Annotated in this window: 11 protein-coding genes and 2 tRNA genes; 2 read left to right on the plus strand and 11 right to left on the minus strand. The window is 44.0% G+C overall.

The window, feature by feature from the left end; translation table 11 throughout:
* Nucleotides 1–124: 124 nt before the first annotated feature.
* The 5 genes from recD to EXT48_RS09735 all read right to left on the minus strand — a co-directional run bounded on the left by recD (nt 125) and on the right by EXT48_RS09735 (nt 11,278).
* Nucleotides 125–2,002, minus strand: coding sequence for an exodeoxyribonuclease V subunit alpha (gene recD / locus EXT48_RS09715; RefSeq protein WP_130164328.1), 1,878 nt, complete (start codon nt 2,000–2,002; stop codon nt 125–127).
* Nucleotides 1,999–5,535, minus strand: a complete 3,537-nt coding sequence (recB, locus tag EXT48_RS09720; protein ID WP_130164329.1) for an exodeoxyribonuclease V subunit beta — start codon at nt 5,533–5,535, stop codon at nt 1,999–2,001. The genes recD and recB overlap by 4 nt, the downstream gene beginning before the upstream one ends.
* A complete protein-coding gene (recC, locus tag EXT48_RS09725; RefSeq protein WP_205992061.1) occupies nt 5,522–8,779 on the minus strand; it encodes an exodeoxyribonuclease V subunit gamma in 3,258 nt (1,085 codons plus the stop codon). The genes recB and recC overlap by 14 nt, the downstream gene beginning before the upstream one ends.
* 127 nt (nt 8,780–8,906) lie before the next feature.
* Nucleotides 8,907–9,932, minus strand: coding sequence for a GGDEF domain-containing protein (locus tag EXT48_RS09730; protein ID WP_130164331.1), 1,026 nt, complete (start codon nt 9,930–9,932; stop codon nt 8,907–8,909).
* 305 nt (nt 9,933–10,237) lie between these two features.
* Nucleotides 10,238–11,278, minus strand: coding sequence for an alkene reductase (locus EXT48_RS09735; RefSeq protein ID WP_130164332.1), 1,041 nt, complete (start codon nt 11,276–11,278; stop codon nt 10,238–10,240).
* A gap of 156 nt (nt 11,279–11,434) precedes the next feature.
* On the opposite strand from EXT48_RS09735, the gene EXT48_RS09740 reads away from it, so the two are divergent.
* The gene (locus EXT48_RS09740; RefSeq protein ID WP_045990613.1) at nt 11,435–12,013 is read left to right on the plus strand and encodes a TetR/AcrR family transcriptional regulator; all 579 of its coding nucleotides are present in this window, start codon (nt 11,435–11,437) and stop codon (nt 12,011–12,013) included.
* Here EXT48_RS09740 and EXT48_RS09745 read toward each other — a convergent pair.
* From EXT48_RS09745 to EXT48_RS09755, 3 genes are all read right to left on the minus strand, one after another.
* Entirely contained in the window at nt 12,010–12,825 is an 816-nt protein-coding gene (locus tag EXT48_RS09745; RefSeq protein ID WP_130164333.1) for a hypothetical protein, read from the minus strand. The two genes, EXT48_RS09740 and EXT48_RS09745, sit on opposite strands and share 4 nt — an antisense overlap.
* 135 nt (nt 12,826–12,960) lie before the next feature.
* A complete protein-coding gene (locus EXT48_RS09750; RefSeq protein ID WP_130164334.1) occupies nt 12,961–13,362 on the minus strand; it encodes a hypothetical protein in 402 nt (133 codons plus the stop codon).
* 82 nt (nt 13,363–13,444) lie between these two features.
* On the minus strand, nt 13,445–13,960 hold the full coding sequence (locus tag EXT48_RS09755; protein ID WP_130164335.1) for a hypothetical protein: 516 nt from the start codon (nt 13,958–13,960) through the stop codon (nt 13,445–13,447).
* A 409-nt stretch (nt 13,961–14,369) separates the two neighbouring features.
* Here EXT48_RS09755 and EXT48_RS09760 point away from each other — a divergent pair, with 409 nt between their 5' ends.
* Complete coding sequence (locus EXT48_RS09760; RefSeq protein ID WP_130164336.1) at nt 14,370–15,725, plus strand: hypothetical protein; 1,356 nt, start codon at nt 14,370–14,372, stop codon at nt 15,723–15,725.
* A gap of 348 nt (nt 15,726–16,073) precedes the next feature.
* Here the strand turns inward: EXT48_RS09760 and EXT48_RS09765 are convergent.
* The 3 genes from EXT48_RS09765 to EXT48_RS09775 form a co-directional block, all read right to left on the minus strand.
* Nucleotides 16,074–16,164: transfer RNA gene (locus tag EXT48_RS09765), tRNA-Ser, on the minus strand.
* 89 nt (nt 16,165–16,253) lie between these two features.
* A complete protein-coding gene (gene nadA, locus EXT48_RS09770; RefSeq protein ID WP_026000839.1) occupies nt 16,254–17,297 on the minus strand; it encodes a quinolinate synthase NadA in 1,044 nt (347 codons plus the stop codon).
* A 133-nt stretch (nt 17,298–17,430) separates the two neighbouring features.
* Nucleotides 17,431–17,506, minus strand: a tRNA-Lys gene (locus tag EXT48_RS09775).
* Nucleotides 17,507–17,512 lie beyond the last annotated feature (6 nt).

Raw genomic sequence — 17,512 nt, forward strand, 5'->3', positions numbered from 1 at the left:
AAAAAAACGCCGTCAGTTAACACGTTAACTGACGGCAAGTCTACTCACTGGGCGAGCTAGCTTTCAAGCTCACTTTAACCTTAGTCAAACCATAAAATAAAACAAGTTTTTAACAAAAAATTCATCAATTTGATAACCGACTTCGTAAACCACTACTGCGGCTCACACTTCGATTCATACCCTGCACTAATACTTTATATTGCGCCACCAATTCAAACTGCTGTTTAGCTCGGGTGATCCCTGTATAAATGAGCTGGCGGTTTATCCCCTGCTGCGCACGTTGAATTGGTGGTAGTATCATTGCCGTGTAAGCAAACTCCGAGCCTTGCGATTTGTGGATAGTCATTACATACACTCTATCAAAGCTCGGCAATCTGGCAGGATAAAAGCGCCTAACGCTGCCCTGCTCATCAATAAATGATGCCTGTAGCTCACCCTGTTCGTCACGTAAAATGATCCCGATATCGCCGTTAAACAGTTTCAACTGGTAATCGTTTTGAGTGATCATAATGGGCATACCAACGTAAAAGCGCCCTGTCGGTTGTACCAATCCCATTTGACTAAGCTTAAGCTCTATTCTGCGATTTAATTCGTTCACACCGTAAGGGCCTTCTCGAACGGCTGCAAGCAATTGATAACTGGCAAACTCGCTATGTATTATGGCCTCACTCTCACCATGATGAATGGCAAGCAGATATCGCTGGTATTGCTCCGCCGCTCTGGCAATTAAGGCATTATAGGTTTCACTATTTAATTCATGATGCTGTATATCGCTATAACCTTGCCCCAGCACGCTGTCTAATTGCCGCTTATTGTTGCTATTTACGGCAAATGCTAACTGACCAATCCCGCTTCGACTGTCAAAACGGTGACTTTTTTGTAAAAACGCCAGATTATCTTCCAACATAAAGTCAGCGCTGGTATCACCCGACTCAGGCAAATTTTGTTTACTCAACTCAGCTAGTTTTGCTTTCAGTGCCTGACTGTAATGTGGTGCTTGCCCAAGCGCTAAGTTTTCACATAAGTCGCTGAGTACGTTACCGGTATCTACCGATGCGAGCTGATCTTTATCGCCGAGCAAAATAAGCCGTGCATGTTTTGGTAATGCATCCACCAGCTTAGCCATAAGCGATAAGTCCACCATGGATGCTTCGTCAACAATCAGCACATCAACATGCAGCGGGTTATCTTGATTGTGACGATAGTGCACGCTATTAGGAATAACGCCTAACAAGCGATGAATAGTTTGCGCCTGCTCCGGCAGTAAATCAGCAAGCGCTGGCGGCAGATTTAACCTCGCTTTCGCACCGATAATTGACTCACTGAGCCTCGCAGCCGCTTTGCCGGTTGGCGCCACTAGCTTGATGGTCAACGGCGCACTGTTATAAAGCGATTGCAAAATCGCAAGCAGTTTTGTGACCGTCGTGGTTTTTCCCGTACCGGGGCCGCCCGTGATGACACAAAATCGCTTAATGATAGCAAGTGTACAAGCTACTTTTTGCCAATCAATGTCTTCTTCACTGGCTGGAAAAAACGACGCCAACAGTGCACTCAGTTTTGCTTCGTCCAGCGTAACATTGGCTTTTGCCAACATTTCAAAGTGTCCCGCAAGCCTTGCTTCATAATTTGCTAATCTCGCCAAGTAGAGCTTATTACCGTATAGCCGAAGCGGCTTATCTTCACCGATCGCAGGATGCTGTGCGAGCGCAGCAAAGGCTATACCTGTGCTTGAAAATGGCGACAACTCTACAGATCCATCCGCAACCGCGTAGCTGAGCTCAAACGGATCCTGGTAATTAATACTGTCTAACTCTAAACAACTATGCTGACGTCCATGAGCGATTAATAATAGTAAAAATACATAGAAGTGATCGTCGTAGCCTTGCTGATTCAGCAACTTGGCTAACGCGATATCGGCTTTACCAACTCGTTTATGTTCAAGCAATAACGTTATAAAGCTATGATGATCGAATGCCTCAAAGTCCATACTCAACTGGCTCATACAGACTCCTCAAATAATGCATCTAATTCTAACACCTGCTCTACGCTTAACTGATTGAAGAAAATCCCCTGATTGTCCGGTAATGCGCGTAAGAACAAATAGTAGTTCCCGCCCAAATGCTGCTCAGGGTTATAGTCCACAAGGCGCTGTTTTAACAAGCGGTGAAGTGCCACGGTATAAATCATATACTGCAAATGATACTGATGAGACGACATCGCGGCATTGAGGTTATCGTAGTGATAATCTTCTGGGCTATCACCAAGGTAGTTGGACTTGTAATCGAGAACAAAAAACTGCCCTTGCCACTTGAAGATTAAGTCGATAAACCCCTTCAGCATGCCTTTTACATCATCAAAGTTTAAAAACGACTTTTGTCCAGTGATATCACTGAGGATCTTGTTCAACTTCACCGCACTGAGTGGTTTCAGTGGCAAATAAAACTCCATTTCAACAATGCAGTCGTCCGGTGGCAAGACACCAAGTTGTAAATGAGGATGTGGTGCAAGTGGTGCTGCCAAACAGCTTGTTATCCAACGCTCTGTTGTCTCTTGCCATTCCGTCGCAATACCAAACTTATCCAAAGACTTAGAGACCGCTTCAGTCAGCGTAAACTTATCTTCGTTTTTAGGGGAATGCGGTGCGGTAAAATCTATGAGCTCAAAGATTTCGTGCAAACAGCTACCCGGCTTGGCGCCCTTAGGAAAAGTATAAGAGGTTTTTTCCCGCTCTTGACGCTGCTCAGGTAAGTCCAGTAAATGGTTTTCGTCCACGGCCCCTGCAGGTTTATCACCATGATGCGTGTGATAGCTTAGCTGGCTAAAGCTTGTGGTACGCCAGTGGCGCTCAATCTGACCGGTGAAGGCTTTCGCAGACAAAGCTAGAGGCTTGTCTTCAAACGTCGTTTTTATCGCTTGCTGTGGCGCGGTGATTTCATCTAATCTTACACATTCCATTGCCGCATGTGCTTTACACAACTGGCTTAGGGCACTTTGCCAAGCCTCGGCACTGTCGAAAGTTTCCGTGCCAAACAGGGCAAATCCTAAAGCCGTTTTGTGCAGCGCAGACTTTTTACTGCGCCCTTGTTGAATGTCGTAAAGCCCAAGCTCGCAATAATGCACCGCGCGAGTCAGCGCAACGTAAAGTAAGCGAATATCCTCAGCCAGTCGTTCTTGCTCTGCTTTTTCTTTGGCGTCATCACTGGCTTCAAGGTCGACAACTAACTTATCCCCTTGGTGATAAACTAACGTATCAGGCTCACGAAACCCAAGCGAAAATGGCATAAAGACAATCGGATACTCCAAACCTTTTGATGCGTGCATGGTCACAATTTTTACCAAATTGGCATCGCTCTCCAAGCGAATTTGGCTGCTGTCACTCTGGGCGTTATTTAGCTGCGATAAAAACCAACGTAACACACGACCCGTGCCATCAAGCTCTAATTGCTTATGCTGTAAAAGCTCAGCTAAATGACGGAAGTCAGTAAGCCAACGCTCCACTTCCATTCCCTGCTGTTGCCAAATCACTGGCAGCTCACAAGTTATCAATAAGTGTTCCAGCATCGCCATCGCACCAGAGCGATACCACAGCTGTGTTAACTCACTAAATAACTGTAAATAACGTTGCCACTGCTGCTCATTAAACTGCAAGTCGTATAGTGCTTGGTTGTTTAAATAAAATAATGGTCCCGCAAGCACGCCTCTGAGCGCAGCTTCGTCGTAACTCCCGTGCAGTACATCAAGCAATTGATACAACGCAATTGCTAACGGCTGCCTAAATACACTATCTCTGGCAAGGTAAACACTGGCAATATCGAGTTGATTTAAGGCTCGTTTGATCAAGCTCGCTTCTATGCGGTCACGAACTAAAACACAGATATCCGCTGGCACAACTGGGTTTTCGCCAATCTTGGCAACCCCCGACTGCCCTTGCTCGATAAGCGCTGCAACTCGACCAGCGAACGCCTGACTTAGCCGCGCTTGCGCGGCGCTTTTGTTAAGCGCTTCATCCTCATTTGGTAATACACTAAAGCGCAGAGCTGACGACTTTTTAGATGCGATAGTAAATTGCGCATCCTCGGCTTTACCTTGCGCGCTCACCTCAATGAAAGGGATATCTTTGTTGTAGATAAAACTATTGGGATGGCGAGTAAATATCGTATTCACTGCAGCAACCACGTCACTATCGGATCGATAATTGGTTGCAAGCGTATACTGCCTGTTTTGCGCAACTCCTTGCTTTGCACCGATATAAGTAAAAATATCCGCTCCGCGAAAGCCGTAAATGGCTTGTTTTGGGTCGCCTATCAAGGTTAATGCCGTATTTTCCTTTGCGTAAACTCGGCTGAAGATCCCATATTGAATAGGATCGGTATCCTGAAACTCATCTATCATGGCAACTGGATATTGCAGTGCAATTTTTTCGGCTAAGCGCTCACCACTGTCGCCCATCAGCGCCTGATGCAGCTGCTTAAGTAAATCGTCGGGAGAGATCAAGCCATATTCTTCTTTGTGGGCGTGAAGCAAAGCTCTTACCTCGGTCACCGCTTGTTGCACTAACGCGATTTTAAGCCCACTCCCGACCAATTGATGGAGCTCTGCCAAGGTATCAAAGTGACGAATGAGCTCATGCTCCAGCGGCGTAGTATTCTTTTTATATTGAGCAACATCGGCAAGGCTTTCACTGCCCCAAAGTCCAAAGGAATGATTACTGCTACCAAACTCAAACCACCACTGCTCACTGTTGACATAATCCTCCAGAGCTTGAAGATTAGCTTTTCGCCCAGGTGCCCGATTGCCTGCCAGTCCCGCGTTTTTCAACACATTGATGTAGCCAGCTTTGACTATTTCGGCCTTTAGCCACAGTGCTAATGTTTGGTATTTTTCACGAGCTGCAAATACTGCATCTAAGGAAACAGAGGGTTTAATTTCGGTATTTTCTCTTGCTAATAAGGGTCTAACTTGCTTCGCTAGGGCATATGGCGTGGCAAATTGCTCTATCACAGCCTGTGTTTTTTCTGTATCTAGCGGATAGACAAAACGTCGCCAATGATCTGCCATCGCGGCGTCAATCAACTCGCTCTCATCGAGAATAAATTCGAGGTTAAATGCCACCTTAGACTCAAAAGCGTGTTGCTTCAGCATTCTTTGGCAAAAGCCGTGAATGGTGAATATCGCGGCCTCATCCATTGACTTAGCGGCAGCATCAAGGAGATCAAAGGCGCGCTTTTTATCTTCAATTTGCGCCAAGATGGCACCTATCAGTTCATCTTTACAGACTTCACCTAGTAGCACGTCTCGAGCTTGAATAATGCGTTTTCTCACTCGGTCTTTTATCTCTTGTGTTGCCGCTTCTGTGAAAGTTACCACTAAGATTTGTTCAACGCTTAACGGCTCATGTTGCTTATCAGAAGTACGTAAACCAAGTAAATAACGCAGATATAAACCGGTGATGGTGTAGGTTTTCCCCGTACCTGCACTGGCTTCAATTAGGTTTTGGCCACTTAGAGGCATAGTAATGGGATTAAGCATCTCCATGACGTACCTCCTCAGCGGCATCAAGAATAGGTGTTAACAAAGTAAGGCTAAGTGCACAAAAACGCGCTTCATGAGCTGACAAATCGCTAAAGCATAGTTGAACATAGGGATCTTCCCCTTCTCCTCGACCAACATATTGCGGCTTAAATTTATTTACAGCCTTTTTAATATCCTGTGTCTTGGCGTATTCCATGCTAGAACTTGGAAAAAATGCCACAGGTTCACTCAGTGCTTGCTTATAAAAAGCCAGCCATTGCTCCAAATATTGCTGTGCTTGCGGCTTTGAAATAGCGGCAAAGTGCACGCTTTGATCTAGCCCAACAATATAAGTAGTAACTTCATGCCCCATTACACAGGCCGCGCAATGATGTAAAAACCCTTTAATCAAATCTTTGGCTTTAATACTGGCACTACGATAATACACTTGCCTGTTGTCATACACACAATCAAGCCAACCAACCAGTATATGCTCTGCAACACCAAGTTTTAGCTCTAGAGGCTCCTTTGGTTCATTAAGTAATGGGGCCAGTACGTTAACCATAGGTTCAACGCGGGTGAGCAGGCCCTCCAGCTGTAGTTTGCCAATGTTTGCTTGAGGCAGCGAGCCTCGTTGTAATATCTGTTCAAGATTTAAGGGCTGTTGTTGTAGCTGAGCATCTAGCACTTCATCTAAATATTGATAGCGCTCCAATGCATCTAATGCAAAAGGCTCTTCATCGAGTGTTAACGCTTCTATTGGTTTGAGTTTAATGCCCAGCGCTTGCTGATAAAATAACTTTTGCGGCTCGCAAACGCCGCGCAGCAAATCACTAAACTCAATTTCTGCGTCTAAAACTGGTGCCAACGGTTTTATTTCATCAGCTTGCGCCGCTCTATGCTGCCAGAGCCAGGTACGATTGTAGCTCTGTAGTGAGCCTGCTTTAAAATGTTCAGGATTAAAAGGTTGTAATGGCAGTTGTGAAGTTAATCGGGTAACAAGCGACTGCTTTGGCATATCTTCAAAATAAAAGCTGCGATCTAGGTATTCAGTCAATTCGCTGACTAGAACGGATGGCACTTGGGCTTCGTTGTTAAAACAAGAGCGGCCAATATAACTGATATACAAGTTTTCTCGAGCACTGAGTAACGCTTCTAAGAACAAGTATCTGTCGTCTAGTTTTCGTGAGCGATCGCCTTTACGTCTCGTGGAGTGTGCGACTAAATCAAAACCAATGGGCTGCACGGCACGAGGATAGTCCGCGTCATTTAGACCAAGCATACACACCACTTTAAATGGAATAGCACGCATCGGCATCAGCGTACAAAAGTTTACCGCTCCGGCTAAAAAGCGCTGCCCAACCCCTTTTTCTCTAACGCCTTGCTTAACCAAATACGCTAAGATTTTTGCTGAGACTGGCGCTTGAATATCGCCATTTTCATGGTGTTTTTCGATGTTCTCTATAATCTGCTCAAGCTTTAGTAAATCCCAACTCTGTTCAGATTCTGACGAGTAAAATAGCGCCATGGCTTCACGTAGAATTGCTGCGAAACTCAATAAGGTCTTTTCACTGCTGAGTTGTCGCTTTAACCAAATCAGTGCATCAACAAAGCCAATAAGCTTGTTAAGTACCGCCACCGACATACCTTCGACTTCATCAGCGGGATAAATAGATGCGAACGGCGTCTGTTCGTCGTTTGTTGCAACTCCTAAGAGCAAACGGTTGAGTCCATGCTGCCAAGTATTTAATGGTATTTTTGGCAAGCCATATTCGCTTTTATGGCTGTCATTTAAGCCCCACTTAACACTGACCTGATCAAGCCAATAGCGAATTAAGTCAAACTCATGACTTTCAAGGTTAAACTGTTCGGCTATCGGCAAAACGCCCAACAAATCGAGAATATCCGACACGCAAAAACGGTTATTGGGTAAGTCTGTTAGTGTCACAAAAGACGTTAAAATAGGCCGCTCTTGCTCGATTGCAAGATCGGAAATCGCATAGGGGATCCTTAGCCTATCTTCACTGCTGTCAAACACCGCTTTAATAAATGGCGAATAGGTGCCCACATCAGGCATCATGACGATAATGTCTTTAGGCGTCAGGCTTGGATTTTGTTCAAACAGATTGAGTAAATAATCATGGAGCCGTTCGACCTCACGTAGTGGCGTGTGGCAATCCTGAAAAACAATACTGGTATCATCGGCCATAATGGGTAACTTGCCCTGCTGCGAAACAAACCAATTTGGATCCGCGGTTAACGACTCTCCTTTAAATGCCAACTGATAGATCTCTTGCTGTACCTGGCCAAGCAGGCTGTCCTCAAACGCGTCATCAAATCCATCTATCCAACTGGCATCAAGCTGCAATAATTGCTCAAAATAGTCACGCCCAAGCTTTCCCCATGAAGAAAGGAGTGGATTGCCAATGTAGTAATACTCGCCGTCTTTCGCTTCGAGTTCTGGCATCTTGGCGTATTTTGCAGCGACTTTAGCTTGAGTCTTCTCATCGACTAAATCTCCCCAGTAGTGTTCACTGGGGTTAAAAAAGAATAAAAATACATTCGTTTTTTGGCCAAGCGCTTGAAAAATATCAAGCTGACTGGTCGATATGGCCGACAGTCCAAATATACAGATCCGCTCGGGAAGTTTGCCTTCTGGTGCATTGGCCAGCCCTTGCAGTAACTGATCGTGCATGTTGGCACGGTGATATGGACTTTGTTCAAGTGCTTCAACATGGTGGACTAAACGACGCCAGAGATCAGGCTGCCAAGGGGCGATGGCTTCAACATCCACATCTATAAGCGCATCTTGGCCCTGATCCCAAAATTCAATCCACTGGGGGCGGTACATTAAATATTGGTCAAAAACGTCGGCAATTTTTTCACACAAGGCAAATAGCTTAATTCCTGACGGGTCGTCACCTAAATAGTGCTTAAGCGCAATATATTGAGGCTTATCAATGCAGTCAGGTAATAGCGTAAATAGCTTCCAAGTCATATTGCTTTTATTAAAAGCGGATTCCTTGGGAACATCATCAATGAAATTTTGGTATAGCTTCCAAATGAAGCTAGATGGTAATGGAAAGTCGACCTGTGCACTTATTCCTAAATGTTGACTCATGCCTAGTTTGAGCCATTCAGACATACCAGGAGATTGTACTAACACCACTTCTTTTGCAAAAGGGTTAGCGAGCGGTGCTGATTTTATGAGTGTGCAGAGTTGCGCCTGCAAGATTTCCATTCGATTCGATTGGATGATGTGTAACATGTTGTCTGCCATGCAGTTTAACGCTGTGTTAAGTGTATCTGAATCTTCCTATCAGCGGTAGTTATTGAGGTTAATGCGAGTGCGCTTGAGTAGAAAAGCGACAACCGTCGCTTCTCAGATTAAACTGTTAGAACAAATCTATATCAGAGCTCTCTTCCGGCGCTTCAATTTTATGCTCAGACAGCAACTCTTCGTAAAAACAAAGCATATCGCGACCGTTATCTTTTGCGTAATAAAGCGCTTTGTCGGCGTTTTCAAGCACAGTGATGGGGAAATCATACGGGCTAATGCGAGACATTCCGACACTGACGGTAAGCTTTTTTACGAATGGGAAGTGGGTATTTCGTACCAGCTCCATAAACTCGTCCATCTTAGCTTTTATCGAGTCGTAGTCGGTTGGCTCAAAGACCAGTACAAATTCTTCACCGCCGAAGCGAAACAACAAGTCTGTGGAGCGAAAAAACTGGCGCATACGCTGCGCTAATAACAGTAAAACCTCATCTCCGCATACATGTCCGTAGTTATCGTTGACTTTTTTGAAGTGATCAATATCCATGATAGCAAGCCACGAGGTTGCGCCTTTATGCACCGAGCGCACATCACCATGCCATACCGTTTTATGTTGTTTGATAACTTGCTTTTCAATCAGTTGTTTCAAGCGCTTTTCAAACGTTTGACGATTCAGTAGTCCGGTGAGTTTATCGCGCTCGTTTTCGTGAAGAATGGTGAGATAATTTTCAAAAATGCGGCAAAATGCATTAAGTAGTACTTGATCTGCACTCGACAACCCAGTACTGATAACCGCTATCGCACCAACTGGCTTTTCCTGAAGACTGATTGGCACCCAACGATGCTCGGTGCCATCTTTCGCTTGTACCGTAATGATACAGGCTGACTGCAAGCAAGAAATTAATTCCTTATCAGGTTCTTTAACTAGGCTTCGCTCTTCCCAATCAAATTCCTTATCGGACAGTTTTCTTAGCAACAAGCTTCTCTCTATCGCGATCTCTCCAGGAACGAGCAGATCCTTATAAACAGCGACCTCTTTACAGCCTATGAACTCTTGAATAGTAGACACTAAGCTGTATTCGAGAGAATCAACGTCTCTCGTTTTTGTTATTTTGATAACGGAATTTAGTAAATCTTCTTGCATGTCCGACGCACTCACAACTGCATTGCTGGCATATTATTACACACTTAGCGAACAAATAAACTCCAAAGTACTCCTTTATTCCTATCAATGTTAAAAAATAAGCTACAATCCAGTTGATTATTAATTAGCAAATACTTGAGGGTTAAACACTTAACTGCTCTCAAGCTTAATTGATAAAGATGACAACTTTTGCATCAAAAGTTTTCGCTTTACCACTGACGCCTGCTTTAAGCTTATGCAATGTACAAAAAAATGCCAAACTTAAGTGTTTGGCATTTCTCTAAATTCATACTTATGGGTTGGTTTTAGTCTAATGTTGCGAGCATAGACTCATCATACTCTTTCACGGCTTGACCGGCTTTCACCTTCTCCACATAATCAGGATTGGCAATGAACGGTCGGCCAATCGCCAATAAATCAAATTGTTGATTTTGAATCGCTTCTGCACCTGACGCTGCAGTGTAGCTCCCCACACCAACTAACGTTCCTTTATAGATGCTACGCAAATAAGCCGAGGCACTGCCGCCCAAATACTCAAACTCCATCGCGTCATCAAAGATACCCACGTGCAGATAGGCTAAGTTGCGACTATTTAATGCCGAGATTAAGAAATCAAATACCGCTCTGTCTCTTTGGTCACCATCCATATTGAAGTAAGCACCGGGCGACACTCTCAGACCCACTCTGTCGGCACCAATACGATCAGCGACAGCATCGGTGACTTCCAGAGCAAATCGACTCATATTTTCTGGTGTTTGCCCATACTCATCGGTACGCTGATTCGCGGCGTGATGTAAAAACTGGTCAATTAAATAACCATTGGCACCGTGAATTTCAACCCCATCAAAACCTGCCTCAATCGCGTTTGCTGCTGCTTGGGCATAATCGGCAATGAGTTTTGTAATATCTTCCTTCGTCGCCGCTTTTGGCGTTTGGTAGGTTAAATCACGCATTCTTGGAATTGAACCTTCGATACCAATAGCCGACGGTGCTAAGACTTCTCCGTCAAAGAAGTACGGGTGCGCAACACGCCCAACGTGCCACAACTGCGCAAACATCTTGCCGCCTTCGGCATGTACAGCATCTGTTACTTTTTTCCACCCTGCAATTTGTGCTGGTGTAAACAAACCTGGGGTATTCGGGTAGCCTTGCCCATCAGGGCGAATAATCGTCGCTTCACTAATGATTAATCCTGCTTTGGCTCGCTTAGCGTAGTATTTCACCATGTCATCGGTAGGCACTAGATCGTCGTCTGCCATACAGCGCGTCAATGGCGCCATCAAGATGCGATTATTGAGTGATATCGTGTTATTTAGCTTAACATTTTCAAAAAGTACCTGTGGCATGCGTGCCTCTCCATATTTGAATATACATTCAAGATATGGATTCTTGAATCATTATTCAAGTTAAACCTTTACATTTTTTTCATTGTTATCAAAAATAGGGGTGAAGTATTGGTATAATGGCGACGTTTAAACACATTTGGTGCACTTAGGAAATCGATGAGAACAGCAGAGTTTGATAGAGAAACCGTACTGAGAAATGCCATGCAAGCATTTATGACTTATGGCTACAACAAAACCAGTATGCCCAAACTGACCGAAGTAACCGGACTCCATCCGGGTTCTATCTACTGTGCGTTCAAAAATAAAAAAGGTTTGCTATTAGCCGCCATAGATCAATATCAAGCAGACCGACGAGTGCATTATCAAAAGCTGTTCGAAAACAGCACCAGCCTTCGCTGTGCACTTGAGCGATTCTTACAAGATCTTGTCGGTGAATGTTTAGGCGACGAGTCAAAGAAAGTGTGTTTGCTCACCAAAACGCTTAATGAAATTGGCGAGCAGGATGCGGAAATTCAAGCGGCACTCAGCGCTAACTTGCACCAATTTGAATCACTGATCAGGCAACAGTTTTTGATAGCTTGGCCCGATAGTGAAGCATTAAGTGAAGATGAAGCCACAAAGAGGGCCCGTTTCTTTATTATGTCTGTATATGGTATTCGAACTTATGCAGCGACGCAGTGCGATAGCTCACACCTAAATGCACTGGCAGATAGGTTATTGGAAGTCTCAGTTTAAAGCCGAGAGCTTTGCGCTTGGCTAAACTGCTGTTTAAACGTATCGTGTAAACTCTTGTCTATGTATTCTAGATGCCAACTAATAAAGCGCTCGTCCATCGTCAAGCCCGCCAATACAGAGTTAACCGCCGCTAAAAACCCGCGTGTAACGGGTGTATCCCGACAAGCGATATGCCCAGTAATAAATGGAGCAAAACCACTAACCGCAATTGGTACAGGTTTTTCTGATGCATCTTTCGCGTGGTATGCAATAACCGAGGGATATTCAAGCAGCAACTCAAAACGTTTGCTCATCAACATAGAATACATTTGCGCTTCGTTTTCGCTGCCTTCTTTCACGTAGAGCTGATCTGCTGGCGTCTGCTGTATCATGGCATCGGCAATATCACCATATGAGCGCTCTTTTTCTACGCCCAACAACCATTTGGGATGACTCGTTAACAATGCCTCTAGGTTTTGCTCGGTTTGTGTAGACAACAATTGCACTGAGGGTGCAGCAAAAACTTGTAACCCCAAAAAGTAAGTGGTCGGCTCTGAAAATAGCAATGTTTTACTGCGCGCTTTATTCACAACTAAGTTTCTAACGCACTCCCCTTCACCTCCTGCAATATTTTTAAGCGCACGGTCAACACTGGCATCAGACTGTGTAATCTCAAACTGAGTTAATTGGCTTTGCAGATAGGAAAATACACGGCTTTCGGTTTGAACACCTTGAGAAGGGTTATTGTAAATTGTGATTGCTTGCGGCTGGGGCTGAGCGATTGAATAGCTACAACAAAATAACAAACCAATTAGTATGCCAAGTCTATTCATTGATACATCCTTTTATTTCCCGTTGAAACGTGCCACACGCCGTTTAATATATAAGGCAGAGTATACAACGAGAACAAGCCCAAGATAAATGAATCACCGGAATTGATATCTACGGATACTTTTCATACAACACTGTTACTTTCGATATTTTTCGTACAGAGAATCAATGGAGTATTCAAATAGCGCTTTTATATGATTTTTAGCCTCTGGAATTGAGACAAGCTCAAAATCGACTGAAGCAGATTTACCACCAAAGAGTCCAAAAGTAGCTGGCTTAGACACAACATCCAAAGCCAGTAATCCGCGGTTATTTTCTATTGGTGTCAATTGGTAAGACGCGCACTTACCGCCTTCATCGCCAAGTATAAAAAAGAACCCGCCACCTTCCCCAAGTGCCTCAAACAACTCCAATTCCTTGTCCCAAGGGTAATGATCAATAACATCCCAAGCCTCACGATAAGACTGTAATTCTTTTTCATAATTGATGAGCTCAGTGCCACCGTCACGATGTTGGTAATAGACTTTAACTCGCCTCATTAAACTTTCCTTATCCACTAACATCACATTTTTTGAGAATTTGCTGCCGGAGAAAAGCCTTCAGCAGCTTAGTTGACATACTCTACATTTGCGCCGCAAATACGTCATGTATTTTCTCTAGCGTTAGCAGGTTGAAATCACTGTCATGATAGCTTTCGACATATTCAATAAAGGCGCTTGGAGTGGTAGTAATAGCTGACAGAAGCCAGCTCGAACCGTCATCTTCATCATTAGTAAACTCTACTGCTCCTTGAGACCAAGTTGCTTCATTATCAAGTCGCCAAATGCAAAACGTGACCTCTTCTATTTCGAAAACCTCGTCATTCAGTACTTCCAACAGCTCAGTTGGCGCTCCCTCGTACATCCCCGGCCATACACCGTACTCTTCTTGAGCATGAGGGCTAACTTCTGACTCATGATCGAATCCCTTGATAAGGATCGACTCGCCTTTGATCACGACAACAATATTGTCGCCGCCCCCATTTTCGTAAGTCGCGATATCAATACCAGCAACCCAATTTTCGGTATAAGTAAAACAGCGCAAATACTCATCATCTGAGATTTCAATATCTAATGCCGCACTGGCCTTAAGAGCCAACTTTAATTCCTTATTTGATATTTTGTTGAGTTCCATCTTTTTTCTCTATGTTGGAGGTGAGTTATTGTGTAATTTAGCACTTTCTAAAGTCTAAATTATGATGAGTGTCGCTGCTTTTTTGACTTTCAGAGTCAACTTCCGGAGCAGCTTAATTATGCTACTATCGAGCTTATAGTAAAATCCTAATAGGAACGCAGAAATTTCTCCTAATGCTTCAGGGGATTTAACTATATCTTATGACTAAGAGCGGATGTTTTAGCACCAATAATACATCATGTAAATGCATCAAGTAGTCTCAACTATATAAAACCAAACAGAGAGAAAAATGTTTCTTTCTACTATTTTACCAACGAATGCTGACTTAACCCTTCATATAAGAAAGGGCTAAGTAAGCACAGGGACAGACAGTATGGATATATCAAATACCCAATGGCATGCTAAAACCAAAGCTTCTCCTGCTAAGTCATATCGTTCGAATACGGATACCAACCAAAACAACGCACGCAATACAAAGGTGTCTGTTTCTTCATTGGCTGTGAAACTAAAAGAAGCACAACAGGCGATTGACGCAGCTCGTTTAAATCAGCAATCATTTCCACAGAATAACAACGTTTTAATGTGGCAAGCGCAAAGTAATCAAGAAGAGATTAATTCGGCTAAGTGGGAGTTTGAGCAACTGTCCAAACCTCAACTGGAGACTATCGCCATGGATCCCAGTAATACCTTTTCAAAAGCAGAGAAGGCTGCTGCTTACGAAAAGTGGCATGCACTTGATCAACGAGCGTTGTCTGAGCTGAAGCGGAACGCCCTCAATGATGATAATGCAATGACATCATTTGAAGCTGCGCTATACACACATAGCCAGACATTCTCAGAACTCGGTAAAGCTATGCTCCCTGATGATTATCTTTCGCAAGCACAGTCACACTTCGAGTCAGCGCTCCAAGACATGAACTTATCAGCGCATACAATGAGCAATCAAGCTGAGCATTACTATAGCCTAATGGTTACAGATCTGTTTGCTGGCAATGAACCTAAAGTGCACAATGGCGCTGAAGGGATGTCTTCACACAACTTAGAACGCAGCAACTATGACTTCTTGACTCATAAAGACAGATTTATGCTGGCTGATATGTATCAATATGCAGATAAAAATGACATAGATTTCGAATATATTCAAAAACTTGCTAGTGACATAGGAAACTACCGACGACATGATGACGGCAAATTACTCAGTAATTTCAACGAGGGGCATTTTAATACCGAAGGCCAAAAGCTCACTGTCGCATTTACGCAAAGAGATCAAGCCTCTATAGATCGCCTGATGAATAATGATGCACTATCTTCCAGCGCTCTGGACGCGGGCTTTGTATCTTTTATCACAGACCCTGGCCTTGGCGCACTCTCTCACCAAGGCAGCTACCAGTTTCTGGCACATATAGCAGAAGTAACTGCCGGTATTGCGACCAGTGACTCAGCAACGCAATTTAAAACTTTCACCGAGGCTAGTAGCATCAACGAGCGCTATGTCATGACCCAATCTGAAGAAAGTATTTCCCTCCCAGAACCGGATGTGACATGCAAAAACGGGGTCTGTGAGGTAACCGAAAAAGGACGGAAAAATGGCGTAACCTTAACGCAAAATACTCAAGTGCTCGCACCGCCTATTGAGTTCAAGCCCGCTCAATTTGATACCCTACTCCACCTACAAACCGACCCCGATATTCAGAAATCAGTCTGGTTCGAATGGCTTTTAGAAAAGTAATTTTTAAACTTAAAGTGGGCGTTTCGTATTTTTTGTAAATAAGATAGCGAAACTCGCTCAACCTCATGCTTGTTTAGCTTTATATCGCTGAGACATTTAAGTCGAGATAAATCACGGATACTGAACTCAAATTCGTACGACTATGCCGTTTGCGACTCCAGCCGATAATCTAAAGCTAAATTGCACAAACAAAGATATTTTTAAATAGAAATGACGTAAGCCAGAATGGTTTTTGAAGATGCGCTGTATTTAGGAAATAAAAATAAAGTTTAGGGTTATCATAGCCCCAGAATGTCCCCAAAAGTACGAGCAGCTTTTAGTAGGTGATTGATTTGAATAAAGAAGGAATGGCGGAGAGAGAGGGAGTCGAACCCTCGATACGCTATAAACGTATACACGAGTTCCAGTCGTGCGCCTTAAGCCACTCAGCCATCTCTCCGCACTGAATTGCGGGGCTAATACTATGAAAAGCCTCGCACTTTATCAAGCAGTTTTTTGCTTTTAGGATCTATTTGTCTATTAATCCTACTATTTCTGCAAGGATGCAGAAAAATCTAGCATGCGATTAAGCGAACGTAGTGCGCCTTCACGCAATTCCATATCAACGAAGACTTCTTTGCCTTGTGGGCTGATAAGCGCTTCTTCAATTGCCTGTAGGCCGTTCATTGCCATCCAAGGGCAATGGGCACAGCTACGACATGTAGCGCCTTCACCAGCGGTTGGTGCTTCGAAGAATTCTTTCTCAGGGCAAAGTTGCTGCATTTTATAGAAGATACCGCGATCGGTGGCAACGATAAACTTCTGATTATCCATTTCTTGCGCAGCTTTAATTAATTGACTCGTTGAGCCTACTGCATCCGCTAAGTCTACGATTTCCGCAGGAGACTCAGGGTGAACCAGTACCGCAGCGTCAGGATGTAGCTGCTTCATGTCTTTAAGGGCTTTGGTTTTAAATTCATCATGAACGATACACGCACCGTTCCACATGATCATATCGGCGCCCGTTTTCTTTTGGATATAAGAACCTAAGTGCTTATCCGGACCCCAGATGATTTTTTCGCCTTGCTCATCAAGGTGCTCAACAATCTCAAGCGCGCAAGAAGAGGTGACGATCCAATCCGCTCTGGCCTTTACCGCAGTTGAGGTATTGGCGTATACCACCACTTTTCTGTCTGGGTGTTGATCGCAAAACGCAGAAAACTCGTCGATAGGGCAACCAACGTCCAACGAGCAAGTTGCTTCGAGCGTTGGCATCACAACAGTTTTGTGCGGTGTTAATATTTTTGCCGTTTCGCCCATAAAGCGCACGCCGGCGACGATGATCATGTCTTTGTCTTCTTGCTTAGCGCCAAACCGTGCCATTTCTAATGAATCAGCAACACAGCCGCCAGTTTCTTCAGCAAGTGCTTGGATCTCAGGATCAGTATAATAATGGGCAACCAGTACCGCATTTTTTTCAACTAATAGCGCTTTGATACGCGCTTTATACTCTGCTTTTTCTTCAACGGTAAGAGGGGCAGGTTTTGGAGGGAAGATATAATCTTCCGGCATAATACGTTCAGCTAGACTCATTTCTCGACCACTAGTCCACATTGCATAATTAGGTAGAATTATACGAAAAATACAGGGGTAATCCTAGCGAATGTTTAGCTCAAAATGGCGAGTTTAAGAAAGTATTTTGAATAATATATGAAGAATATGAGGATGGTGGGTCATGATGGACTCGAACCATCGACCAATGGATTAAAAGTCCACTGCTCTACCAACTGAGCTAATGACCCGCTCAA

This window comes from Pseudoalteromonas sp. CO348, from assembly GCF_004208845.1.
Classification (GTDB): Bacteria; Pseudomonadota; Gammaproteobacteria; order Enterobacterales; family Alteromonadaceae; genus Pseudoalteromonas; species Pseudoalteromonas maricaloris.

Bases quoted from the DNA above. Each gene is read 5' to 3' on its own strand.
- recD (WP_130164328.1), bottom strand. From the start codon at position 2,002: ATGAGCCAGTTGAGTATGGACTTTGAGGCATTCGATCATCATAGCTTT.
- recB (WP_130164329.1), bottom strand. From the start codon at position 5,535: ATGGAGATGCTTAATCCCATTACTATGCCTCTAAGTGGCCAAAACCTA.
- recC (WP_205992061.1), bottom strand. From the start codon at position 8,779: ATGTTACACATCATCCAATCGAATCGAATGGAAATCTTGCAGGCGCAA.
- EXT48_RS09730 (WP_130164331.1), bottom strand. From the start codon at position 9,932: ATGCAAGAAGATTTACTAAATTCCGTTATCAAAATAACAAAAACGAGA.
- EXT48_RS09735 (WP_130164332.1), bottom strand. From the start codon at position 11,278: ATGCCACAGGTACTTTTTGAAAATGTTAAGCTAAATAACACGATATCA.
- EXT48_RS09740 (WP_045990613.1), top strand. From the start codon at position 11,435: ATGAGAACAGCAGAGTTTGATAGAGAAACCGTACTGAGAAATGCCATG.
- EXT48_RS09745 (WP_130164333.1), bottom strand. From the start codon at position 12,825: ATGAATAGACTTGGCATACTAATTGGTTTGTTATTTTGTTGTAGCTAT.
- EXT48_RS09750 (WP_130164334.1), bottom strand. From the start codon at position 13,362: ATGAGGCGAGTTAAAGTCTATTACCAACATCGTGACGGTGGCACTGAG.
- EXT48_RS09760 (WP_130164336.1), top strand. From the start codon at position 14,370: ATGGATATATCAAATACCCAATGGCATGCTAAAACCAAAGCTTCTCCT.
- nadA (WP_026000839.1), bottom strand. From the start codon at position 17,297: ATGAGTCTAGCTGAACGTATTATGCCGGAAGATTATATCTTCCCTCCA.